This is a genomic window from Gordonia aurantiaca, from assembly GCF_039939235.1.
Taxonomy (GTDB): domain Bacteria; phylum Actinomycetota; class Actinomycetes; order Mycobacteriales; family Mycobacteriaceae; genus Gordonia.
Genome location: NZ_JBDUUF010000004.1, coordinates 207720 through 228602, shown reverse-complemented (window position 1 = coordinate 228602; position 20883 = coordinate 207720). Strand labels below are relative to the sequence as shown.

At 69.7% G+C, this 20883-nt stretch carries 20 protein-coding genes and 1 pseudogene; 14 read left to right on the top strand and 7 right to left on the bottom strand.

What is annotated here, in order from left to right; all coding sequences use genetic code 11:
* The first annotated feature begins 3 nt into the window (after nucleotides 1-3).
* From ABFT43_RS10510 to groL, 7 genes are all read left to right on the top strand, one after another.
* A complete protein-coding gene (locus tag ABFT43_RS10510) occupies nucleotides 4-1143 on the top strand; it encodes an alpha/beta fold hydrolase (RefSeq protein WP_347960295.1) in 1140 nt (379 codons plus the stop codon).
* Nucleotides 1140-1658 carry a tRNA (adenosine(37)-N6)-threonylcarbamoyltransferase complex ATPase subunit type 1 TsaE gene (gene tsaE / locus ABFT43_RS10505; RefSeq protein ID WP_347960294.1) on the top strand — a complete coding sequence of 173 codons (519 nt, stop codon included), beginning with the start codon at nucleotides 1140-1142 and terminating at the stop codon, nucleotides 1656-1658. Before ABFT43_RS10510 ends, tsaE begins: the two co-directional genes overlap by 4 nt.
* Nucleotides 1655-2467: a tRNA (adenosine(37)-N6)-threonylcarbamoyltransferase complex dimerization subunit type 1 TsaB gene (gene tsaB, locus ABFT43_RS10500; RefSeq protein WP_347960293.1), complete on the top strand. Its 813-nt coding sequence runs from the start codon at nucleotides 1655-1657 to the stop codon at nucleotides 2465-2467. The genes tsaE and tsaB overlap by 4 nt, the downstream gene beginning before the upstream one ends.
* Nucleotides 2464-2973: a ribosomal protein S18-alanine N-acetyltransferase gene (gene rimI / locus ABFT43_RS10495; protein ID WP_347960292.1), complete on the top strand. Its 510-nt coding sequence runs from the start codon at nucleotides 2464-2466 to the stop codon at nucleotides 2971-2973. The genes tsaB and rimI overlap by 4 nt, the downstream gene beginning before the upstream one ends.
* Nucleotides 2970-4016: a tRNA (adenosine(37)-N6)-threonylcarbamoyltransferase complex transferase subunit TsaD gene (tsaD, locus tag ABFT43_RS10490; protein WP_347960291.1), complete on the top strand. Its 1047-nt coding sequence runs from the start codon at nucleotides 2970-2972 to the stop codon at nucleotides 4014-4016. The genes rimI and tsaD overlap by 4 nt, the downstream gene beginning before the upstream one ends.
* 211 nt (nucleotides 4017-4227) lie before the next feature.
* Complete coding sequence (gene groES / locus ABFT43_RS10485) at nucleotides 4228-4527, top strand: co-chaperone GroES (RefSeq protein WP_347960290.1); 300 nt, start codon at nucleotides 4228-4230, stop codon at nucleotides 4525-4527.
* Between the two features lie 139 nt (nucleotides 4528-4666).
* Nucleotides 4667-6286 carry a chaperonin GroEL gene (gene groL / locus ABFT43_RS10480; protein WP_347960289.1) on the top strand — a complete coding sequence of 540 codons (1620 nt, stop codon included), beginning with the start codon at nucleotides 4667-4669 and terminating at the stop codon, nucleotides 6284-6286.
* 204 nt (nucleotides 6287-6490) lie between these two features.
* On the opposite strand, the gene ABFT43_RS10475 is transcribed toward groL, so the two are convergent.
* Nucleotides 6491-6787: a WhiB family transcriptional regulator gene (locus tag ABFT43_RS10475; RefSeq protein WP_006900050.1), complete on the bottom strand. Its 297-nt coding sequence runs from the start codon at nucleotides 6785-6787 to the stop codon at nucleotides 6491-6493.
* 504 nt (nucleotides 6788-7291) lie between these two features.
* Here ABFT43_RS10475 and ABFT43_RS10470 point away from each other — a divergent pair.
* From ABFT43_RS10470 to ABFT43_RS10460, 3 genes are all read left to right on the top strand, one after another.
* The gene (locus ABFT43_RS10470) at nucleotides 7292-8194 is read left to right on the top strand and encodes a hypothetical protein (protein ID WP_347960288.1); all 903 of its coding nucleotides are present in this window, start codon (nucleotides 7292-7294) and stop codon (nucleotides 8192-8194) included.
* Nucleotides 8195-8311: 117 nt separating this feature from the next.
* Nucleotides 8312-8887 (top strand): sigma-70 family RNA polymerase sigma factor, encoded by a 576-nt coding sequence (locus ABFT43_RS10465; RefSeq protein WP_347960287.1) that lies wholly within the window; start codon nucleotides 8312-8314, stop codon nucleotides 8885-8887.
* Nucleotides 8884-9954 (top strand): anti-sigma-D factor RsdA, encoded by a 1071-nt coding sequence (locus ABFT43_RS10460; RefSeq protein ID WP_347960286.1) that lies wholly within the window; start codon nucleotides 8884-8886, stop codon nucleotides 9952-9954. The genes ABFT43_RS10465 and ABFT43_RS10460 overlap by 4 nt, the downstream gene beginning before the upstream one ends.
* 95 nt (nucleotides 9955-10049) lie before the next feature.
* On the opposite strand, the gene ABFT43_RS10455 is transcribed toward ABFT43_RS10460, so the two are convergent.
* A complete protein-coding gene (locus ABFT43_RS10455) occupies nucleotides 10050-10439 on the bottom strand; it encodes a DUF5319 domain-containing protein (RefSeq protein WP_347960285.1) in 390 nt (129 codons plus the stop codon).
* Between the two features lie 182 nt (nucleotides 10440-10621).
* On the opposite strand from ABFT43_RS10455, the gene guaB reads away from it, so the two are divergent.
* The 3 genes from guaB to ABFT43_RS10440 all read left to right on the top strand — a co-directional run bounded on the left by guaB (nucleotide 10622) and on the right by ABFT43_RS10440 (nucleotide 15215).
* Entirely contained in the window at nucleotides 10622-12133 is a 1512-nt protein-coding gene (gene guaB / locus ABFT43_RS10450; RefSeq protein ID WP_347960284.1) for an IMP dehydrogenase, read from the top strand.
* A gap of 90 nt (nucleotides 12134-12223) precedes the next feature.
* The gene (locus tag ABFT43_RS10445; RefSeq protein ID WP_347960283.1) at nucleotides 12224-13375 is read left to right on the top strand and encodes a GuaB3 family IMP dehydrogenase-related protein; all 1152 of its coding nucleotides are present in this window, start codon (nucleotides 12224-12226) and stop codon (nucleotides 13373-13375) included.
* A gap of 79 nt (nucleotides 13376-13454) precedes the next feature.
* Nucleotides 13455-15215 carry a GMC family oxidoreductase gene (locus ABFT43_RS10440; RefSeq protein ID WP_347960282.1) on the top strand — a complete coding sequence of 587 codons (1761 nt, stop codon included), beginning with the start codon at nucleotides 13455-13457 and terminating at the stop codon, nucleotides 15213-15215.
* A gap of 334 nt (nucleotides 15216-15549) precedes the next feature.
* On the opposite strand, the gene ABFT43_RS10435 is transcribed toward ABFT43_RS10440, so the two are convergent.
* The 3 genes from ABFT43_RS10435 to ABFT43_RS10425 are packed head-to-tail and all read right to left on the bottom strand — an operon-like array spanning nucleotide 15550 to nucleotide 17474.
* Nucleotides 15550-16152: an energy-coupling factor transporter transmembrane component T family protein gene (locus tag ABFT43_RS10435; RefSeq protein WP_347960281.1), complete on the bottom strand. Its 603-nt coding sequence runs from the start codon at nucleotides 16150-16152 to the stop codon at nucleotides 15550-15552.
* Nucleotides 16149-16823 carry an energy-coupling factor ABC transporter ATP-binding protein gene (locus tag ABFT43_RS10430; protein ID WP_347960280.1) on the bottom strand — a complete coding sequence of 225 codons (675 nt, stop codon included), beginning with the start codon at nucleotides 16821-16823 and terminating at the stop codon, nucleotides 16149-16151. The genes ABFT43_RS10435 and ABFT43_RS10430 overlap by 4 nt, the downstream gene beginning before the upstream one ends.
* A gap of 33 nt (nucleotides 16824-16856) precedes the next feature.
* Nucleotides 16857-17474, bottom strand: a complete 618-nt coding sequence (locus ABFT43_RS10425; protein ID WP_347960279.1) for a biotin transporter BioY — start codon at nucleotides 17472-17474, stop codon at nucleotides 16857-16859.
* 48 nt (nucleotides 17475-17522) lie between these two features.
* Between ABFT43_RS10425 and guaA the strand changes: the two genes are divergently transcribed.
* Nucleotides 17523-19115: a glutamine-hydrolyzing GMP synthase gene (gene guaA / locus ABFT43_RS10420; RefSeq protein ID WP_347960278.1), complete on the top strand. Its 1593-nt coding sequence runs from the start codon at nucleotides 17523-17525 to the stop codon at nucleotides 19113-19115.
* A gap of 10 nt (nucleotides 19116-19125) precedes the next feature.
* Here the strand turns inward: guaA and ABFT43_RS10415 are convergent.
* A pseudogene (locus ABFT43_RS10415) lies at nucleotides 19126-19338 on the bottom strand (hypothetical protein); the annotation flags it as partial.
* Nucleotides 19335-20870 carry a PspC domain-containing protein gene (locus ABFT43_RS10410; RefSeq protein WP_347960277.1) on the bottom strand — a complete coding sequence of 512 codons (1536 nt, stop codon included), beginning with the start codon at nucleotides 20868-20870 and terminating at the stop codon, nucleotides 19335-19337. The gene ABFT43_RS10410 and the pseudogene ABFT43_RS10415, both read right to left, overlap by 4 nt.
* Nucleotides 20871-20883 lie beyond the last annotated feature (13 nt).

The following is a 20883-nucleotide window of genomic DNA, read 5'->3' as shown; positions in this document are numbered from 1 at the left end:
GACATGAGTGGGGTGAGCGCGGTGGAAAGGTCCGAACGCGCCGGCCTGCTGGCCGGTGTCGCCGGTGTCGCGGCGCTCGGGGGGCGGGCGGCGATCGGCGCCGCCCGTAACGCCGCCCGCAAGAGCGCCGTGGGCCGGCCCGACCCCCACGCCGGGGTCGACCTCACCGCGATCTACGGCCTCCCGGCGAGCACCGTCACCACCGACGACGGCCTCCGACTCGCGGTGCGCACCCTCGACCTCGGCGACGTCGCACAGGGTGCGGAACCCGAGCTGACCCTCGTCTTCGTGCACGGCTTCTCGTTGCGGATGGCCGGCTGGCATTTCCAGTGGCAGCAGCTCGCCGAGGAGTGGGCCGATCGCGATTACCGATTCGTCTTCTACGATCACCGCGGCCACGGCCGCAGCGACGCCGCGTCGGCCGAGACCTGCACCATCGCGCAGCTCGCCGACGACGCGGCGGCGGTGATCCGGTCCACCGCGCCCACCGGACGCGTTGTGCTGGTGGGGCATTCGATGGGCGGGATGACCCTGATGGGACTCGCACGGCGCCACCCCGCGCTGTTCTCGGCCGGCGGTCCGGTGGCCGGCGTGGGTCTCGTCGCGACCGCCGCCCGCGGCATCACCGAGGCGGGACTGGGTGAGGGACTGGGGAATCCGATCGTCGACGCGTTCCGGCTGAGCGTCCGTCGCGCAACGCGCCTCGTGCAGGCCGGCCGCGGCCTGACCCGCTCGGCACTCGAACCCGTCCTCGTCGCGGCCAGCTTCGGACCGACCTTCTTCAGCCCGGCGCTCGGCAGCGCGGTGGAGAAGATGATCCAGAGCACCCCGATCGAGACGATCGTGAACTTCCTCCACGCGTTGGAGATCCACGACGAGTCGACCGCGCTGCCGGTGCTGGCGCAGGTGCCGACGACCGTCGTGTGCGGCGACAAGGACCGTCTGACCCCGCTGCCGAACTCGGTGCGGATGTACTCGCAACTCGGGCCGGACTCGCGGCTCGTCGTCGTCAAAGGAGCCGGACACATGGTGCAGATGGAGGAACCGCGCCTGGTCTCCGACGCGATCGTGGACCTCGTCGACCGGGCCCGCGTCGCGGCGCCCCGGCCGCGCCGGCGCTGGTGGAATCGGAAGCGCGCATGAGCGACACGGGGGCCACATCCAGCCCGATCACCGACCGTACGGGGACGCGCGAGCTCCCCGAGGTCGCCGACACCGAGGAGTTCGGCGCCGAGCTCGCCACCACTCTCGCGGCCGGTGACCTCGTCATCCTCGACGGCCCGCTGGGGGCCGGTAAGACCGCGCTGGCCCGCGGCATCGGCCGGGGGCTGGGCATCGAGGGCAGGGTCACCTCGCCGACGTTCATCATCGCGCGCGAGCACCGTCCCGGCCGGCCCGGTGGCCTCGCGATGGTCCACGTCGACGCCTACCGTCTGGGCCTGCACGAGATGGACGACGACGGAACGCCGACGCGCGCCGTCCTCGACGAACTCGACGCGCTCGACCTCGACACCGAGCTCGAGGACGCGGTCGTCGTGGTCGAATGGGGTGAAGGTGTGGCCGAACGGCTGGCGCAGCGGTATCTCGTCGTGCGTCTGCGACGTGATCCGGACACCGATGTGCGTCACGCGGAATGGGAATGGGTGAGCGAGGAATGAGTACCGGAGATCCGAACGCCGCCGGGGGCATCGCCGTCCCCCGGACGGTTCTCGCCATCGACACCGCCACCGACTCCGTGGTCACCGGCATCGTCCGTGTGGCCGGTGAATCCTTCGGCGACACAACCGCTCTCGCCGAACGCGCGGTCGCCGATCATCGTCGCCACGCCGAACTGCTGACCACCCTCGTCGCCGAGTGCCTCGCCGAGGCGGGGGTGTCCCGGGACGCGCTCGACGCGGTCGTCGTCGGATGCGGTCCCGGCCCGTTCACCGGCCTGCGGGTCGGCATGGCGACCGGCGCGGCATTCGCCGACGCACTCGGACTGCCCGCCTACGGGGTGTGTTCGCTGGATGCGCTCGCCCTCGACGCCGCACCCGATGGCGCAGGCGTCCTCGTCGTCACCGACGCCCGGCGCCGCGAGGTGTACTGGGCGACCTACCGCGACGGGCGGCGCACCAGGGGGCCGCAGGTCACCGCGCCCGCGGCGGTCGCCGAAGAGCTCGCCGCCGACATCGGGGCGGGAACGTACCCGATCGCCGCAGGTTCGGCATCGCACCTGCGACTCGTCGGCTGGACCGGGGCGGATCCCGAGGTCACGGTGCCGACACCGCGCGGCCTCGCCACCGCGGCCGCCGGCCGGATCGTGGCGGGCGAGACGCCCGAACCGCTGGTCGCGCTGTACCTGCGCCGCCCCGATGCCGTGGAACAGAAGGAACTGAAGGCGCGGAAGGCGCAGCAGGCGGCCGAGAAGGCCGGCACTGCGAAGGCCGGGACCGACGAAGCAAGGACCCTCGGGGCGGCGACATGACGGCGCCCGAACTGATCATCGACGCGCTCACCTACGCCGACGTCCCGCGCTGCGCGATGCTGGAGAAGGTGATCTACGGCGACGACTCACCGTGGCCGGCGTCGGCGTTCCGGGCCGAGCTCAACGCGCCGTACAACACCTACTTCGCGGCCCGGGAGAGGCCCGGCGGCGAGATCATCGGTTACGCGGGCATCTCCACGCTCGGCCGGCCCGACGCCTACGAGTGCGAGATCCACACCATCTCGGTCGATCCGCGCCATCAGGGCAAGGGCATCGGCAAGGCCCTGCTGGAGGCGATGCTCGCGGTCGCCGACGAGATCGACGCCCCGGTCTACCTCGAGGTCCGCACCGACAACGACCCCGCGATCGCGCTGTACTCGAAGCACGGCTTCACCACCGTCGGCCTGCGTCGCGGCTACTACCAACCGTCCGGCGCGGACGCCTACACCATGCTGCGGGCGCCGAGATCCGGACGGCCGATCGAACCGGAGGAGGGCCCGGCGTGATCGTCATGGGCATCGAGAGTTCCTGCGACGAGACGGGCGTCGGGATCGTGCGCTGGACACCCGGCGACGGGGACGAACCCGGATACGCCACGCTGCTCGCCGACGAGGTCGCCAGTAGCGTCGACGAACACGCCCGCTTCGGTGGCGTCGTCCCCGAGATCGCCTCGCGCGCGCACCTCGAGGCGATCGTGCCGACGATGCGCCGCGCGCGGGAGGCCGCCGGCATCGACCGGCCCGACGCGATCGCGGTGACCATCGGACCGGGCCTGGCGGGTGCGTTGCTCGTGGGCGTGGCCGCCGCGAAGGCCTACTCCCTGGCGTGGGATGTGCCGCTGTACGCGATGAACCACCTCGGTGGGCACGTCGCGGTGGACACCCTCGAGCACGGTCCGATGCCCGAGTGCGTCGCGCTGCTCGTGTCGGGCGGACACACACATCTGTTGCACGTGAAGGATCTCGCGCTGCCCATCGTCGAACTCGGCACGACCGTCGACGACGCGGCGGGGGAGGCCTTCGACAAGGTGGCCCGCCTGCTCGACCTCGGATTCCCGGGCGGCCCGGCCCTCGACCGCGCGGCCCGCGACGGCGACCCGAACGCCATCACGTTCCCGCGTGGCATGACCGGCCCCCGCGACGCCCGCCACGACTTCTCGTTCAGCGGACTCAAGACCGCGGTCGCGCGCTACGTCGAGAAGTGCGAGCGCGACGGCGTCCCGGTCCCGGTCGCCGACGTCGCCGCGTCGTTCCAGGAGGCCGTCGCCGACGTGCTCACCATGAAGGCCGTCCGCGCGTGCGAGGACCTGGGCGTGAACACCCTGGTGCTCGGTGGCGGCGCCACCGCCAACTCGCGCATCCGGTCGTTGGCCGAGGAGCGGTGCGCGGCAGCGGGTATCACCCTGCGGGTGCCCAAGCCGCGGTTGTGCACCGACAACGGTGCGATGATCGCGACCCTGGGCGCTCACGTGATCGCCGGCGGCGCCGCGCCGTCACCGCTGACGGTCGCCTCCGATCCGGCGATGTCGGTCCGGGTCAGCCAGCTCTGAAGCCCGGAACAAGTGCGCGGAGCGCCGGGCAGCGATCGCCTCGGGCGAAACTCGGGCATTTCGCACCCACCTCCCTTGAGTGCTGGCACTCTCATGTATAGAGTGCTAGTTGGCACTGAGTGAAGCCTCGGACACCCGCGACGACGAGGTTTTGTCCCAGGGCCATGAACGTGCAGATTCTTTCTCAGTACGAAAGTTGAGGACTCACATCGTGGCGAGCGTGAACATCAAGCCGCTTGAGGACAAGATCCTGGTGCAGGCCGTCGAGGCCGAGACGACCACCGCCTCGGGCCTGGTCATCCCGGACTCCGCCAAGGAGAAGCCGCAGGAGGGCACCGTCATCGCCGTCGGCGAGGGTCGGGTCACCGAGCAGGGCAATCGCATTCCGGTTGACGTCAAGGAAGGCGACACCGTCATCTACAGCAAGTACGGCGGCACCGAGATCAAGTACAACGGCGAGGAGTACCTGATCCTGTCGGCGCGCGACGTGCTCGCCGTCGTCGGCAAGTAAGACTCGGGCGAGGGATTTTCCCCGCGAGTCGCTCGACGTTCGACGCGCCGCCCCGGCTCCCCGTGCAGGGGTTCCGGGGCGGTCGCCGTTGACCGACGGGCGGCTCCCGTGAAGACCTACTCAGTGAAGAAAGAGATTCATGGCCAAGCAGATTGAATTCGACGAAGTAGCGCGACGGGCGCTCGAGCGGGGCATCGACCAGCTCGCCGACACCGTCAAGGTCACCCTGGGCCCGCGCGGTCGGCACGTGGTGCTGGCCAAGGCTTTCGGCGGACCGAGCGTCACCAACGACGGTGTGACCATCGCGCGTGACATCGACCTCGAGGATCCGTTCGAGAACCTCGGTGCGCAGCTGGTGAAGTCGGTCGCCACCAAGACCAACGACGTCGCCGGCGACGGCACCACCACCGCGACCGTGCTCGCCCAGGCCCTCGTCAAGGCCGGCCTGCGCAACGTCGCCGCGGGCGCCAACCCGATGGCGCTGGGCGCCGGCATCAGCAAGGCGGCCGACGCGCTGAGTGAGGCCCTGCTGGCGGCCGCGACCCCGGTCGACGGCGAACAGGGCATCGCCCAGATCGCCACCGTCTCCTCGCGTGACGAGGAGATCGGCGAGATGGTCGGCAAGGCGATGACCGCGGTCGGCGCCGACGGCGTCGTCACGGTGGAAGAGGGATCGGGTCTACACACCGAACTCGAGGTCACCGAGGGCGTCCAGTTCGACAAGGGCTACCTGTCGCCGTACTTCGTGACCGACGTCGACGCCCAGGAAGCCGTCCTCGAGGACGCCTACATCCTGCTGTACCGCGACAAGATCACGTCGCTCCCCGACTTCCTTCCGGTCCTGGAGAAGGTCGTCGAGTCGGGCAAGCCGCTGGTCGTCATCGCCGAGGACGTCGAGGGCGAGCCGCTGTCGACCCTCGTGGTCAACGCGATCCGCAAGACCCTCAAGGCCGTTGCGGTCAAGTCGCCGTTCTTCGGTGACCGCCGCAAGGCCTTCATGCAGGACCTCGCGGTCGTCACCGGTGGCACCGTGATCTCCAGCGACATCGGCGTCACCCTGTCGAGCGTCGGTCTCGACATGCTCGGCAAGGCGCGTCGCGTCGTCGTCACCAAGGACTCCACCACGATCGTCGAGGGTGCGGGCACCAAGGAGGACATTGCCGCGCGTGCCGCGCAGATCCGTCGCGAGATCGAGCAGTCCGACTCCGACTGGGACCGTGAGAAGCTCGGCGAGCGCCTGGCCAAGCTGGCCGGCGGTGTCGCGGTGATCCGCGTGGGTGCGGCCACCGAGACCGAGCTCAAGGAGCGCAAGCACCGCGTCGAGGACGCGGTCGCCGCAGCCAAGGCCGCGGTCGAAGAGGGCATCATCCCCGGTGGCGGTTCGGCCATCGTCCAGGCCGCCAAGGTCCTCGACGAGCTCGCCGACTCGCTCGACGGCGACGAGGCGCTCGGTGTGCGTGTGGTCCGTGAGGCCGCCAAGGCCCCGCTGTACTGGATCGCCACCAACGCCGGCCTCGACGGCGCCGTGGTCGTGCAGCAGGTCGCCGACGCGGAGAAGGGCCAGGGCTTCAACGCCGCGACCCTCACCTACGGCGATCTCGTGGCCGACGGCGTCATCGACCCGGTCAAGGTGACCCGCTCGGCGGTCGTCAACGCCGCCTCGGTCGCCCGGATGGTCCTGACCACCGAGACCGCGATCACCGACAAGCCCGAAGAGGAGCCCGCCGGCGCCCACGCCGGACATGGTCACGCGCACTGACCCGGGTCCGACCTCGGACAGCTGACGAACCGGTTGTCACCCAGCTCGCGTGGGTGGCAACCGGTTTGCTGTTCGGGGCCGTGAAACCTCGTGTGGCGAGCGCTCCACGCCGGCGGACCGGCCGCGACGCGAAGGAGCCGCGCATCCCGGGGGATGCGCGGCTCCTTGGTGATCTCGCGGTGGGTCTCGAGGGTCCTGCGCTGCTCAGCTCGCCATGCGGCGCCCGACGCCGCGCTTCATCAGCATGCTCCGCTCGGACTCGGAGAGTCCGCCCCAGATGCCGTAGGGCTCGGCCACGGCCAGTGCGTGCTCGCGGCACTGGGCGATCACCGGGCACTGGTGGCACATCTCTTTCGCACGGCGCTCGCGCTGGGCGCGCGCCCGGCCACGTTCTCCGTCAGGATGGAAGAACATCGACGAGTCGACTCCGCGGCAGAGTCCGTGCATCTGCCAGTCCCAGACGTCTGCATTGGGGCCGGGGAGGTGGTTTGGCTGAGGCATGGCAGCTACTCCTTGTCTAGGGCCGCACCGGGTTCGCCGGTGGTGAACGTCGATTCCTGCAACGCGTGGCCTCACATTAAGCGGGCCTGAGAAATGCAGTCAATACCGTTCAAAACGCCCGGTGACCGGCCAAAAGTCTCGCCGATGTTAACGGGAGGTTAGGGGGTCGGGAGCCACTAGCACAGGGGCTCGTGCGGCGCGCAACGGCCTTTACTCCGAGGGATTGCACGCGTCTGACCAGGGGAGATGTGTAATCCCAGTGCTCGGGCGGCGCAGGCGAGTAAGTAAACGGCAGCGGAACGGACTTGTCAACGGTTAACACCGAGGAAATCTGCTCATTATCTGCCGGTGATCTTGTCTCAGGATTAACGTTGGGAATCATTCGTTAAATTCATGCAAACCGAAAAAGAATCAGTGATCAACGACACTTTCGAGGGGTGTCGAACCCCTTCCGGACCGCGACGCGATGTGCTCTGCGAACGACTGGCGGCGTGGGAAGCCGCCGTGGCGACGGGTGGACGCGGTGACTACGCCGTCGCACTCACCGCCCTGGACGGGATCGTCGCCGGGGTCCGAGCGGTACACGGCGCCGGGGCGCCCGGGGTACACGGCGCCGGGGCGCCCGGGGACGACGACGCCGCGATCCTCTCCCTGTGCCTGAGCACCCGTGCGTCCCTGCTTCGCCAGGGCGGACGGCACGACCGGGCACTCGGGGTCGACGGGCAGGCGCTGGCGGCGGTCGCCGGCGCCCGTCCGTGCGGGGGCCGGGATGCGGTGGACCTGACGCGGGCTGCGGCCGCCGACGCGCTCGTCGGGCTCGCGGCCGACAATCTCGGGCTGTTGCGGTTCGGGGCGTCGTCCCGGTTGCTGGCACGGGCGCGGGCGCTGCTCGGCATCGAGCGCCCCGACACCGGCTCCGCCGACGTGGAACGCATCGGCTCCGCCGACGTGGAACGCATCGGCTCCGCCGACGTGGAACGCAGTGCGGGCGGTGACGTGGATTGGCTCACGTTCAGCCGCTGCCGTCTTCGCTGGGAGTGGGTGAGTGCCGAACTCGGTCTGTATTCCGGGGACGTGAGCGCCGGGCTCGAACATGCGGAAGCGGGTGCGCGGCTCGTCCGTCGACTGATGGACACGTCCGGGGTCCCGGTACGGCATCGCACGAAGACCGAACTGATCCTGGCGGCGGCCACAGCTGCCTCGGGACGTCGGGACGAGGCCGTGGCCGGTGCTCGTGGCGTCCTCGTCGTCGCAGCTCAGGAAGGGTTGTTGCCGCTCGAATGGGCGGCGTGGGCGCTGCTGACCGGGCTCGGGGACGTCTCGGCGGAGGAAGAAAAGAGGTACGGGCATCTGCGCGCCACGCTCATCTGCAAGGGCATGGCGTTGGAGTCGGGGGGTCATGGCTAAGGTGTTTGAGGGTCTGCCTCGGCGGCGTCGGCGTCGACGTCAGTGGGCGTGGGGGCCCGTCAACAGGACCGGCGCACGCTGGTCAACCGATCTGTAACACGGGGATTCCTACACGCGATGAAGCTGACAGGTGGTGAGTTGGACGACGCTGTCCGGGCCGCGGGCCAGGGTGATCGTGCAGCTCTCACCGCAGTCCTCGAAAGCGTGCAGGAGCCGATCCTGCGCTATTGCCGAGGGCGAATCGGAGTGGGAGAACGACACCTGTTCTCCGCGGACGACATCGCGCAGGAGGCTTTGATGGCGGTCATGACCGCGCTGCCCCGTTATCGGGACCAGGGCAAACCCTTCATGGCCTTCGTCTACGGCATCACCTCGCACAAGGTGGCAGACGCCATGCGAGTGGCTGCGCGGGTGAAGGCCGACCCGGTCGACGAGGTACCCGAGGTGGGTCTGGTGACGGGCGGCCCCGAGCAGTCCGCGCTCGATGCCGACAGCAGCCGGCGGATGCGCGCACTGCTCGAGATCCTTCCCGAGAGACAGCGCGAGGTCCTGGTCCTGCGTCTGGTCGTGGGGATGTCGGCCGAGGAGACGGCCCAGATGATCGGGAGCACGGCGGGAGCCGTGCGCGTCGCCCAGCACCGGGCACTGGCGAAGTTGAAGGATGAGCTGAAGCGAGCAGGGGGTCAGAGGTGAACGGAGAGTCGGACTGGCGCCGCCGTCGCTCGATCCACGGGCGTGAGCAGCTCGACAAGCCGGGAGAACCATTGACCAACCGTGAGTCCGGGGCACAGCGGCCGGACCCGAACCGGCCCGATGTCCACTGGATCGGCGGGTCGGCCGACCCTGCGGGCGTCGACCCCACCGACGCCGACTCGCTGGACCTCGCCGAGGTCGGTTTCGACGAGAACTTCATCGACGCGCTCTCGCGCGATGTGCCCGTCCCCACCCGTGACGCCACCGAATACGAGCTCGCCGAGCTGCTGTCGGGCTGGCGCAACGAGGTCGTCGCCGCGCCGGCGGCCCCGCTGGTGTCCGTCGAGGACGTCGAGCGGGCCATCGCCCACACCGAGCGCGCGAGCAAGGGCCGTCGCGTGGTTCGCCACCTGCGCGTCGTGTCGGGCGCCGCGGCGATCGTCATCGTCGCCGCAGCCGGTCTCACCGTCCTGTCCGAGGGCTCCCAGCCGGGCGACCCGCTGTGGGGCGTCAAGCAGGTGGTGTTCGCCGAGCAGGCATCGGAGACCCAGGCGGCCTACGACGTCCGCAACAACCTCGAGCGCGCCGAGGCGGCCATCGCCAACGGGGACACCTCGGCAGCCGCGGCCTACATCGCGAAGGCCGAGGAGAAGATGGGCCCGATGCGCGACAAGGGAACGCGCGAGGAGATGGGTCAGTGGGTGAACCGTCTCCGCATCGGCGCAGGCATGTCCACCACGCAGCGCAGCGCCGGGGCCTCCGCCCCGGAGGCGACCCGGCCGGGTGGTGGCCCCACCGGCCCGGATCTCCGCATCCAGGGTTCGCAGCCATCGCCGTCGGAGGGGGCGTCGAGCACCACCCCGTCGACGGAGGAACCCGGCGGCGGGGTCGAGGAGCCGAGTCCGTCCGAGGAGCCGAGCCCATCGGCGCCGCCGAGCGAACCCGAGGCGCAGGAACCGAGCGCGCCGACCACCACGAAGTCGGTCACCCGGACCCCGGCCGAGTTCCCGGCCTTCCCGTGGACCCCGCCGCCCGGCGTCGATGCGTCGGAGCGCGGTCACGGCTGATCAGACAGACCCCAGACGAACTGTGCCCGTACCGGATTCGGTACGGGCACAGTCTTTTTCGTCGGTGATCGGGTTGGCCGGGAGGTCCGGGTCCGTCAGCGGCCCTCGTCGAAGTGGTTGCGCGCGTCGGCGTAGCCGCGGCAGTAGTCCCACGTGACGTAGTGCTCCGGCTTCGGGTCGACGGCGGGCTCGTGCGGGCGCACGGTGCCGTCGATGAGGAGCTGGATCAGATTCGCCCGGAGCATGTCCCAGTCGTGATAGTGGTCCTCGTGGCAGTCGTCGCACATGACGACGAGTCCGCGGATCCCGCGGTGGGCGAGCAATGCTTCGTAGACCGCCAGGTCGGCGAGATCCTCCTCGACCGCCAGCCGCTCGCTCTCGTCCAACGGGATACCCGGCTCCACACTGTCGAGTGCGGCAGCGGGATCGCTCGGGTCGTCGGCGAACGGGTCCGGCGGGAGGCCGGGTGGCAGGTGGTCACGCACAACACCACGGTAGCCGATACACGAGGGGTTGCGCCGCAGGCGTCCGGCAGGGATCCGACGGATGGGGACCGGTTCACCCGATGGGTCTCCGCGGCCCGACTCCACGCCCGAAAACTTCTCCCACCGGGGCCTCGACCGACGTGTGACGGTCGCCGCATCGGCGGAGTCGATACGATGGACCGATGACGCATGTTCGTACCGGTGGAGACGATCCCGGCAAGGTCGCGATGCTCGGCCTGACCTTCGACGACGTCCTGTTGCTGCCCTCTGCTTCGGACGTGATCCCCAGCGAGGTGGACACCTCGTCGCGGGTGACCAGGAACGTGACCCTCAAGGTTCCCCTGGTGAGTTCCGCGATGGACACCGTCACCGAGTCTCGCATGGCGATCGCGATGGCGCGCGCCGGCGGTATGGGCGTGCTGCACCGCAACCTCTCGATCGAGGAGCAGGCGTCGCAGGTCGAGACCGTCAAGCGGTCCGAGGCGGGCATGGTCACCGACCCCGTCACCTGTTCGCCGACCCACACCCTCGCCGAGGTCGACGCGATGTGCGCGCGGTACCGGATCTCCGGTCTGCCCGTCGTCGACGACAAGGGTGAACTCGTCGGCATCATCACCAACCGTGACATGCGTTTCGAGGTCGACCAGAACCGTCCGGTCGCCGAGGTGATGACCAAGGCCCCGCTGATCACCGCTCAGGAGGGCGTCTCCGCAGAGGCCGCGCTCGGACTGCTGCGTCGCAACAAGATCGAGAAGCTGCCGATCGTCGACGGCAACGGCCGCCTCACCGGACTGATCACCGTCAAGGACTTCGTCAAGACCGAGCAGCACCCGAACGCCACCAAGGACGCGGACGGCCGCCTGCTCGTCGCCGCGGCCGTGGGTACCGGCACCACCCAGTGGGATCGCGCGATGGCACTCGTGGACGCCGGGGTGGACGTGATCATCGTCGACACCGCGCACGCCCACAACCGCCTGGTGCTCGACATGGTCGCCAAGCTCAAGGCCGAGGTCGGCGACCGTGTGGACGTGGTCGGCGGCAACGTCGCCACCCGTGAGGCCGCACAGGCGCTCGTCGACGCCGGCGCCGATGCGGTCAAGGTCGGTGTCGGACCCGGCTCGATCTGCACCACCCGCGTGGTCGCCGGTGTCGGCGCCCCGCAGATCACCGCGATCCTGGAGGCCGCCGCGGTCTGCCACAAGGCCGGTGTGCCGGTCATCGCCGACGGCGGCCTGCAGTACTCCGGCGACATCGCCAAGGCGCTCGCCGCCGGTGCGTCGACCGCGATGCTCGGCTCGCTGCTCGCCGGCACCGCCGAGGCGCCGGGCGAACTGGTCCTCGTCAACGGCAAGCAGTACAAGAGCTACCGCGGCATGGGCTCGCTCGGCGCGATGCAGGGCCGCGGCCAGGGCAAGTCGTACTCCAAGGACCGTTACTTCCAGGACGACGTCCTCAAGGAGGAGAAGCTGGTCCCCGAGGGCATCGAGGGGCGCGTGCCGTTCCGCGGTCCGCTGAACCAGGTGATCCACCAGCTCGTCGGCGGCCTCCGTGCCGCGATGGGCTACACCGGGTCGTCGACCATCACCGACCTGCACAAGGCCCGCTTCGTGCAGATCACGGCCGCGGGGCTCAAGGAGTCGCATCCGCACGACATCACCCTGACCGCCGAGGCGCCCAACTACTATTCCCGCTGACGTCCTTCCCGCGGTGTTCCCCGGCGGATCGCTTCGACCGGGGACGCCGTAGGGTCGATGTGCAGCTGAACTCCCCAGAAAGGCGCAGTGGTGCGTGATCTCGTCGAAATCGGCATGGGCCGGACGGCCCGACGGACCTACGAGCTGGACGACATCAGCATCGTCCCGTCCCGTCGGACCCGCTCGTCCAAGGACGTCTCGACGGCCTGGCAGATCGATGCCTACCGCTTCGAGTCGCCGATCCTGAGTCACCCGACCGACGCCCTGGTGTCTCCGGCGGTGGCGGTCGAGCTCGGCAAGCTCGGCGCACTCGGCGTCATCAACGGCGAGGGTCTGTGGGCCCGCCACCGCGACGTCGAGGACAAGCTCGCCGAGCTCGTCGCCGTCGCGGCCGACGATCCGGACCCTTATGCGGCGGTGCGTCACCTGCAGAAGCTGCACGCGGCCCCGCTCGATCCCGAGCTGCTCGGTCAGGCGGTCGCCCGGGTCCGTGAGGCCGGGGTCACCACCGCGGTGCGGGTCAGCCCGCAGCACGCCCAGGAACTCACCCCGGCGCTGCTGGCCGCGGGTGTCGAGATCCTCGTCGTGCACGGCACGATCATCTCCGCCGAGCACGTCGCCCAGGGTGACGGCACGCAGCGGGAACCGTTGAACCTCAAGACGTTCATCGCCGAACTCGACATCCCGGTGATCGCCGGCGGCGTCCACGACCATCGCACCGCGCTGCACCTGATGCGCACCGGCGCGGCGGGCGTGATCGTCGGTTACGGCTCGGCGGCCGGCGCCACCACCACCGGCGAGGTGCTGGGCATCGGCGTGCCGATGGCGACCGCGATCGCCGATGCCGCCGCGGCCCGTCGCGACTACCTCGACGAGACCGGCGGCCGCTACGTGCACGTCATCGCCGACGGCGACATCCACACCTCCGGCGACCTGGTCAAGGCGATCGCCTGTGGTGCCGACGCCGCGGTGCTCGGCACCCCACTGGCCGCCTCGGCCTCGGCTCCCGGACGCGGCTGGTACTGGCCGTCGGCCGCCGCGCACCCGGACACCCCGCGTGGTGCGCTGCTGCAGGTCGCCGTCGACGACGACCGCCCGAGCCTCGAGCGTGTGCTCGTCGGACCGTCCGACGACCCGTTCGGCGAGCTCAACTACGTCGGTGCCCTGCGTCGTGCGATGGCCAAGGCCGGTTACTGCGATCTCAAGGAGTTCCAGAAGGTGGGGCTGTCCGTCCGCGCGTGAGCGTGTGGGCGACCCTCGACGACTCGAGTTAGGGTGACCTGGGTCATCCCACGTGACAACGACCATTAGCATGGTCGTCATGCGTGTGAAGAAGCAATCCAGCGGCGCGACGGATTTCGACGTCCTCATCGTCGGCTCCGGGTTCGGTGGCAGCGTGAGTGCGCTCCGGCTGGTGGAGAAGGGGTACCGCGTCGGCGTCATCGAGGCAGGCCGACGCTTCGAGGACGAGCAGTTCGCCAAGACGAGTTGGCGCCTCAACCGCTGGCTGTGGGCGCCCAAGCTCGGCCTGTACGGCATCCAGCGCATCCACGCCCTCAAGGACGTGATGATCCTGGCCGGCGCGGGCGTGGGCGGCGGTTCCCTCAACTACGCGAACACGCTGTACAAGCCGCCGACGCCGTTCTTCACCGATCCCCAGTGGAACCACATCACCGACTGGGAGGACGAACTCAGTCCGTACTACGACCAGGCCCGCCGGATGCTCGGCGTCGTCACCAACCCGACGGTCACCGACTCCGATCTCGTCGTCAAGCAGGTGGCCGAGGAGATGGGCGTCGGCGACACCTTCACCCACACGCCCGTGGGTGTGTTCTTCGGCGCCAAGACCGGACTGCAGGGCGAGCCCGGCGAAACCGTGCCCGACCCCTACTTCGGCGGTGCCGGTCCCGCGCGCACGGCCTGCACCGAGTGCGGCGCCTGCATGACCGGATGCCGAGTCGGCGCCAAGAACACGCTGCTGAAGAACTACCTCGGGCTCGCCGAACGCAACGGCGCGAAGATCATCGACCGCACCACCGTCGATTCGCTCGTGCAGCGTGCCGACGGCACGTGGGAGGTGGGGACCCATCACTCGTCGGCGTGGGGGCCGATCGGCCGCCGGCGTCGTGTCTTCACCGCCGACCAGGTGATCCTGGCGGCGGGCACGTTCAACACCCAGCGTCTGCTACATCACGCGAAATACACCACGCTGCCGCACATCTCGGACGCGATGGGGCGCCTGACCCGGACCAACTCCGAGTCGATCCTCGGCGCGATGGGGTCGCGGGTGGATCCGGAACACGACTACTCGCGCGGGGTCGCGATCACCTCGTCGTTCTACCCGGAACCCAACACACACATCGAACCGGTGCGATATGGCAAGGGCTCCAACGCGATCGCCTACCTGCAGACGCTGCTCACCGACGGCGGGACCCGCCGCAACCGCTTCGCGCAGTTCCTCAAGCAGGTCGCGAAGAACCCGTTCCTGCTGGTGCGGCTGCTCGTCGTGCACCGGTGGAGCGAGCGCACCGTCATCGCGTTGGTCATGCAGAACAACAACAACTCGCTGACCACGTACGTGAAGAAGTTCGGTCCGTTCCGGTTCATCACCAGCAAGCAGGGCCACGGCGAACCCAATCCGACATGGATTCCCAAGGGCAACGAGGCAACCCGCCGGATGGCCGCCAAGCTGAAGAAGGGCATCGCGGGCGGCACCTGGGGTGACATCTTCAACATGCCGTTGACCGCCCACTACCTGGGCGGCTGTGCGATCTCCGACGATCCGGCCAACGGCGTCATCGACCCGTACCACCGCGTGTGGAACTACCCGACCCTGCACATCACCGACGGCGCGTCGGTCTCGGCGAACCTCGGCGTGAACCCGTCGCTGACGATCTGCGCACAGGCCGAGCGCGCGATCGCGTTGTGGCCCAACAAGGGTGAGCAGGACCGGCGTCCCGAGCAGGGCGAGGCCTACCAGCGCATCCAGCCGACGGAACCGGTGTCTCCGGTCGTCCCGGCCGATGCCCCGGGTGCGCTGCGGCTGCCGATCACGCCGGTGTCGAAGGGCGCGACCGCCTGAACCCTTTCTTCTCGTTCACTCTCACAGGGACCGACCGCATCCTCTTGATGGATGCGGTCGGTTCGTGTCTGTGGACTGTGTCATAGGGGTCCGGGCGTTTCGCGAGTGGTGTCCGTCCCACGAGTCAGGGGGCGCGATGACACCAAACGTGCCGATGGCCGTGGTATTGGCGGGCGGAAGCGGTGCGCTGGGAACACATCTCGCACGCGATCTCGCCGAACGCGGGCACCGGCCGGTGATCCCGCCTCGCCCTTCGACCAGGTCGTGCCCTGGTGACCTGAACCGGCTTTCGTAGCAACCAACGGGATATGGCGTCCACGACTTCTACGGATCGCTAGTCGAGGCCGCGTGCGGTGAGGGTGTCGGCGAAACCGTCGGCGGTACGCAGCGCCGCGAGCACCACGGGCGCCACCAGGATGCGCGGACCGGGACGCAGCCCACGCGCCTTGCGCGCCTCGTCGACCTCGCGGACCACCTCGACCATCAGCGGGATCGACCGGATGGTCAGCGCCATCGCCAGGGCGACGAGGTCGGTCCGGACGCCCAGCCGACCGAGGGGGCTCAGGCCTCGGACGATCGCGTCGAGCATGTCGGTGGTGCGGGTGGTCAGCGTGACGGCGGTGGCGAGCGCCACCGACAGCGCGAGCAGTCCGCACACGACCACCGCGCGCCGCCAGTCGGTGAAGACCACCTGGAAGGCGAAGATGAACGCCAGCATCCACAGGAGTGGCCGCAACTGCCGCCAGGCCTCCAAGGGGCCGATGCCGCCGAGCGCGAAGATCGCCGCGACCCCGGCGGTGGCCGCTCCGAGCGCGGGCAGCGTGCGCACGGTCAGCGACATCACCAGGATGATGACACCCATCGCGACGAACTTCACGCCCGGCGGCAGGCGGTGCAGCACGGTGTTGCCGGGACGGTAGACGCCGAGGACGTTCACGACATCAACTCCCGATAGAACCGCAGGGCCGGGGCGGGTTCGTCGTCGGCGACCACACGGCCGTCCTCGATCACGAGTACCCGGTCGAAGTCGTCGAGGATGTCGAGGTCGTGGCTGACGACGATCAGCTGCTCGTCGAGCGTGGCGAAGACGTCGGTCAGCATCCGCGTGTTCCGGAGGTCGAGGAGCGTTGTCGGCTCGTCGGCGACGATGATCGCCGGGTCAGTCACGAAGATCGAGGCGAGCGCGAGGAGTTGCTTCTGCCCGCCGGACAGCCGCTGCGCGGGATGGTCGGCGTGCTCGACGAGCCCGAAGCGGCTCAGCACCTCGCGGGCGCGCGCGGCGCGCTGCTTCTTGTCGAGTTCGGTGCGGCGCAACGACAACTCGATGTCCTCGATGACCGTCGGCATGATGATCTGCCGGTCGGGGTCGGAGAAGATGAACCCGACTCGGCGCCTGACCTCACGCTTGTGCTTCGCGACATCGAGCCCGTCGACGGTCACCGTGCCGGAGCCGGGCACGACGAGTGCGTTGATCATCCGCGCCAGCGTCGACTTGCCGCTGCCGTTGGCCCCGACGATGCCGATACGGCGCTCGGTCAAAGACAGCGAGACGTCGCGCAGTACGACGCGGTCGTCGTAGGCGTGCGAGACGTTGCGGAACTCGATCATCGACGTGGGGTCATGGACGTGGTCGCCGGCGGGTCAGTCGCGAACGCGCCGCAGGCGCCACGGCTCGATGAGTCCGGGACGTCCCCGATGGACCTGCGCGGCGACGAGCGCGGCCACCACCACCTTGAGGATGTCGCCGACGAGGAACGGGCCGTTGGAGGTGATCGCCGCCCAGACGGTCAGGTCGGTGCGGACGACCAGGCCGATGACGCCGCACAGGTAGATCACCGCCATGCCACCCAGCGCGTTGATGGCGATGCCCCACAGGACGCGATATCGCGGCCGGGGCCCGACACCGAGCATGAGCGCGGTCAGCACACCGATCACCACGACGGCGGGCAGGAAGCCGACGAAGTACCCGGCCGTGGGGGAGGACAGCGCGGTCAGGCCGTTGCGGCCACCGGAGAGGATCGGCAGGCCGGCGATCGCCAGCACCATGAACAGCACCACCGTGAGGGTGCCCTTGCGGGGTCCGAGCACCGCGCCGGCCAAGATCACACCGAGGGTCTGAAAGGTGATCGGGACACCACTGGTGCCGATGTTGATGGTCCCCGGCAGGCCGAGGGCGGCGATCAGCGCGGCGAAGACGGCGACCTGCGTGAGGTCGGCCACAACCGATGATCGGGCTGGGGTGCGGGGAGATGCAGTCATGTCGGTGTCGAAGTATTTCACGTCGTGGCGCCCGTTAGACTCGACCGGGTGACAGATTCTTCTGCTGAGGACTTCCTCGAGGGCCCGCGGCCCGTTCTCGTCGTCGACTTCGGGGCGCAGTACGCGCAGCTGATCGCGCGGAGAGTGCGTGAGGCCCGGATCTACTCCGAGGTGATCGGTCACGACGCCCCGCTGGAGGAGATCAAGGCGAAGGACCCCGTCGCGATCATCCTCTCGGGCGGCCCGGCGTCGGTGTACGCCGAGGACGCACCCCGCCTCGATCCGGAGGTGTTCGACCTCGACGTGCCGGTGTTCGGCATCTGCTACGGCTTCCAGGCGATGGCCGCGGCGCTGGGTGGCGACGTCGCCAACACCGGCGGCCGCGAGTTCGGCCGGACCACGCTGAACCTGAACGGCGAGGGCGTCCTGCACCAGGGCCTCTCCGACACCCAGCCGGTGTGGATGAGCCACAACGACGCCGTGCAGCGCGCGCCGGAGGGCTTCACCGTCACCGGTTCGACCGCGGGTGCGCCGGTCGCCGCGTTCGAGAACCTCGAGCGCCGCATCGCCGGCGTCCAGTACCACCCCGAGGTGCTGCACACCCCGCACGGCCAGCAGGTCCTCACCCGTTTCCTCTACGAGATCGCCGGTCTGGAGGCCACCTGGACCGCCGCGAACATCGCCGACGCCCTCATCGACGCGGTCGCCGACCAGATCGGTGACGGCCGCGCGATCTGCGGACTGTCCGGCGGCGTCGACTCCGCGGTCGCGGCCGCGCTGGTGCAGCGCGCCATCGGCGATCGCCTGACCTGTGTCTTCGTCGACCACGGTCTGCTGCGCGCCGGAGAGCGCGAGCAGGTCCAGCACGACTTCGTCAACGCGACCGGCGCGAAGCTGGTCACCGTCGACGCCGCGGAGACCTTCCTGCGCGAGCTGTCCGGCGTGACCGATCCGGAGACCAAGCGCAAGATCATCGGCCGCGAGTTCATCCGGGCCTTCGAGGGCGCCGTGAGCGAGGTGCTCGGTGAAGAGGCCGAGGCCGGCGAGAAGGTCGAGTTCCTCGTCCAGGGCACCCTGTACCCGGATGTCGTCGAATCCGGCGGTGGCAGCGGCACCGCGAACATCAAGAGCCACCACAATGTGGGCGGCCTTCCCGAGGACCTCGAGTTCACCCTCGTCGAGCCGCTGCGCCTGCTGTTCAAGGACGAGGTGCGCGCGGTGGGACGCGAACTCGGCCTGCCCGAGGAGATCGTCGCCCGCCAGCCGTTCCCCGGTCCGGGCCTGGCGATCCGCATCGTCGGCGAGGTCACCGCGGACCGTCTGGAGACGCTCCGCAAGGCCGACCTCATCGCCCGCGAGGAGCTCACCGCGGCCGGCCTCGACGGCCAGATCTGGCAGTGCCCCGTGGTGCTGCTCGCCGACGTCCGCAGCGTGGGCGTGCAGGGCGACGGCCGCACCTACGGTCATCCCGTCGTGCTGCGTCCCGTCTCCAGCGAGGACGCCATGACCGCGGACTGGACCCGCGTGCCCTACGAGGTGCTCGAGACCATCTCGACGCGCATCACCAACGAGGTGCCCGACGTCAACCGGGTCGTGCTCGACGTGACGAGCAAGCCACCGGGGACCATCGAGTGGGAGTGACACGAGAGCAGCGGGCGCGGGCGCCGGAGATGATGAGGACCACGCCGATCAGCACGCCGACGCCGACGGCGATCCAGGCGAGGTCCGACGCGTCGGGGAGGGTGGGACCGCCGGCGAGGCCCCACGCCGCGACGGCCAGCGCGATGATTCCGAGGATTCCGAGACCCGGTGCACGGTGGGCGGTTTCGTACTGCGTGGTGTCGTCGTGGGTGCTGTCGTTCATCGCAGGACCTTGACCTCTCCCATTCCGGTGTGTGCGTCGATCTCCAGGACCGGGCCGTCGGTGCCGTCGCGCCCGCCGTCGAGGCCGCTCGGGCAGGTGATGTTGCCGATCCCGGTGTTGCAGTCGGCGCGGACGTTCATGTCGTCTCCGACGAACACCTTGATCACGCCCATGCCGTTGCGCAGCTCCACCCGCCGGTCCGAGGTGAGGTCGACCTCGCGCAGGTCCAGCGTCATCTCGCCGACGCCGAGCCGGTATGCGGATTCGATGTCGTTCTCCGTCAACGGCTTCCACGTGCGTTCGCCGACCCCGCCCTCGGGTACGGCGATCCCGCTCGCCGCCGTGGTCACGATCGCCGCGATGCCCAGCAGGATGGCGACGGGCACCAGACCCGTGCTGTGCTCACCGGTGCGGCGACGCATCACAGATGCGACGACCAGGCCGACACCGACCACGGCGAGGCACATCGACAGGATGCGTGGCAGCGTGAACCAGTCGACCCCGGCCTGGTTCAGTGCGGCCCCGACCGCTCCGACGATGACCGCCAGACCCAGGACCACCAGCGTCAACGGCGAGCGGCGGCGGCGCGTCGGCACGGGCGGTTCCGGTGACGACGGTTCGGGGAGATCCCAGGCGAAGGGTGCGGCGCCCAGCGGGTCCCACGACGGCGGGCCGGTCTCGATCTCGTCGAGGGCCGGCGCGGGCGTCGGGAGGGGGGTCCAGCGCTCGGCGGTCGGGGTACCGGTGGTGCCCGTGCCGGTGGGGTCCGTGCTCTTCTGCAGGTCGATCCTGCCGGTCGGTTCCGTCACGCCGGTCTCCTTCGGTGTGTCCGTGTCGGAAGGGTCTTCGGGGGATGCGCCGGTCCCGGTGGACGGCTGAGGACTGCCCGGTACGGTGGCCGACGCGGGCGTCGCCGGCTTGGTGATGTCGACGGTGGGCGCAGTGCCGGCAACCGTTGCCGCACTGCTCATCGCGCGCGGGACCCAGCGTTCGAACTGGCCGGCCGTCGGCGGCGGGACCACCACATCGGTGAGGGCGGCGACGGTGTCGATGCTGGTGCCGGGCGGCGGCTGCGGGGTCCGCTGATGGAGCAGGTACCAGCCGCCGAGCATCAGGATCGCGCCGACGAGTCCGCCCGATCCCCAGGTCCGGTTGGGACCGATGGAGGTGACGATGACGATCGCGAGCACGACGAGCAGCAGTACCTGCGGGTTGTGCAGACCGCCGCGACCGTGCCGGTGGCCGCCGTGCTCGTGGCTGTGACCGGTCGAGCCGGGCCCACGCAGGGCCTGGTTGCGGGCACGGGCGGCGCTCGGGAACGCCACCCACGCAGCGAGGTAGAGGATCAGGCCGCTGCCGCCGAAGAGGGCGGACACCACGAACGCGACCTTCACCAGCGTGGGATCGATCCGGTAGCGGGCGGCGATGCCGCTGCACACGCCGGCGATGGTCCGGTTCTCCGGCCGGACGGGGCGCGTCGACCACAGCTGCGTGATCTGATTCTGGAACTCCTTGGTGTCCATGCCACACATCGTGCTCTGCCGC